Annotated in this window: 3 protein-coding genes; all 3 read left to right on the forward strand. The window is 46.9% G+C overall.

Going from position 1 to position 2126, the window contains the following annotated elements; translation table 11 throughout:
* Positions 1 to 74: 74 nt before the first annotated feature.
* Positions 75 to 989 (forward strand): EamA family transporter RarD, encoded by a 915-nt coding sequence (gene rarD, locus R7Q47_RS23300; protein WP_318089426.1) that lies wholly within the window; start codon positions 75 to 77, stop codon positions 987 to 989.
* A 74-nt stretch (positions 990 to 1063) separates the two neighbouring features.
* The gene (locus R7Q47_RS23305) at positions 1064 to 1861 is read left to right on the forward strand and encodes an AraC family transcriptional regulator (RefSeq protein WP_318089428.1); all 798 of its coding nucleotides are present in this window, start codon (positions 1064 to 1066) and stop codon (positions 1859 to 1861) included.
* Positions 1862 to 1952: 91 nt separating this feature from the next.
* The coding region (locus R7Q47_RS23310) for a LysE family transporter (RefSeq protein ID WP_318089431.1) at positions 1953 to 2126 on the forward strand (174 nt) is incomplete at its 3' end.

Raw genomic sequence — 2126 nt, forward strand, 5'->3', positions numbered from 1 at the left:
AATTGTTAGGTGTTTCACACCACGGCTCGTATACTGATTTTCTGCTCTATAAACACACAATTAGGTGACACTTCATGACACCAGAAGAACAACAGCGCGCGCGGCAAGGTGTCCTGCTTGCGGTTGGCGCGTACACGATGTGGGGCATTGCGCCCATGTACTTTAAATCGATAGCACAAGTGTCTCCTCTCGAGATCCTAAGCCACCGAGTGATTTGGTCTTTCTTTTTGCTTGCCGCACTTCTTCATTTTGGCCGTCACTGGCGCTCGGTTTATCACATCGCCACAGATAAAAAGAAAATCGCGTATTTGCTTTCCAGTTCGGTATTGATTGGTGGCAACTGGCTGATCTTCATTTGGGCGGTTAACTCCAATCACATGCTGGATGCCAGCTTGGGCTATTACATCAACCCGCTGATTAACGTGTTGCTCGGTATGGTGTTCTTGGGCGAACGACTACGTAAGCTGCAATGGTTTGCTGTGGTATTGGCAGGATGCGGCGTTTTGGTGCAGTTGATCGTCTTTGGTTCGGTGCCGATTGTAGCGATGGCGTTGGCGATGAGCTTTGGTTTTTACGGTTTGCTACGTAAGAAAGTCGCGGTGGATGCTCAAACGGGTTTGTTTGTCGAAACGCTAATCTTATTCCCCGCAGCCGCCGTTTATCTTCTGTTTATTGCCAGCTCACCAACGGCAAACATGATTGAAAATCCATGGCAGCTCAATACGTTGTTGATTGCAGCCGGTGTGGTGACGACCTTGCCATTGCTGTGCTTCACTGGTGCCGCGACTCGCCTCAAATTATCAACGCTCGGCTTTTTCCAGTACATCGGCCCTAGCCTGATGTTCTTGCTTGCAGTGTTAATTTACGGCGAGACCTTCACGATGGATAAAGCGATTACGTTCGCCTTTATTTGGGGAGCCCTTGTGGTATTTAGCTTCGATGGGCTGCGAAACAATCGTCGCTCACGCCGAGCCATGCAGCCACAGTGATCGTTTTTTACAAGACAAGCTAACAATTGATGGATAAGCTTGGTCATTATGTGACCAAGCTTTTTTTGTATGTAATGGAACAGATTCAATACTACGCGACCGACCATGACCAACTGAGTCTGATCGAGGCGAAATACCAAAAGTTTGCCTTTCAAAGGCACTATCATTTGGATTTTCACCTCGGCTTGATCACGCATGGTGAGCAGAAGTTTCATTATCAAGGCTCTCATCACCAAGTCGGTCATGGGCAAATCGTTATTATGCCGCCCGATGAACTGCACGACGGCCAATCTAAGCTTGCCAGTGGCTATCAAGTGAATGTTTTTTCGATCGAACCACACTTACTTAGCGATCTGGCAGATCTTAAGCAAAATGGTCAAATTATCCGCTTTAATGAGTTGATCATCTCCGATCCACAGATATTTTCACAACTTAGTAACTTACATGCTCTATTGAGACGCGAAAATCTCAGTCAGTTAACCAAAGATTGTCTGCCGTTTGAGGGATTTAACCAACTTTTTGATCGCTACGGATCGCTGGCAAGGCAAAAAGTCATTCCATTAGGTAAGCAATCTCTCAACACCTTAAAAGATTACTTAATGGCGAACCTCGACCAATCGGTACGGCTGGAGTCTCTTTCTGAGCTTTGCCAGTTAAGCCCGACTCAATTTCAACGCCATTTCAAAGCGCAAACCGGCATGACACCGTATGCGTGGTTTGCCCGTTTACGACTCGAGCAAGGGATGAAGCTACTACAAGCAGGACAATGCGGTACTGAAGTCGCGCATAAAATTGGTTTTTACGATCAGGCACATTTCAGCAAAGCCTTTAAGCAAACTTATGGCGTCTCTCCGTCTCAAGTCACTCGATAACAGCACGCTCATCTTAGGCTGTCAGTTTTTTACAAGCGCATGCCACAACAAGCCTCCACAATAGCTGCATTGGTAATCTTTGAGATGTGTTATGAATGAATCCACTATCCTGCTGACATTGGCCAGCATTCACTTTATTGCCTTAATGAGCCCAGGCCCCGACTTCGCATTAGTGGTGCAAAATGCCACGCGTCATGGTCGCCAGACGGGCTTATACATCGCTCTTGGCTTATCCGTTGGTATTTTGCTGCACTCATTGTTCAGC

The organism is Vibrio sp. Vb0349 (assembly GCF_033338975.1).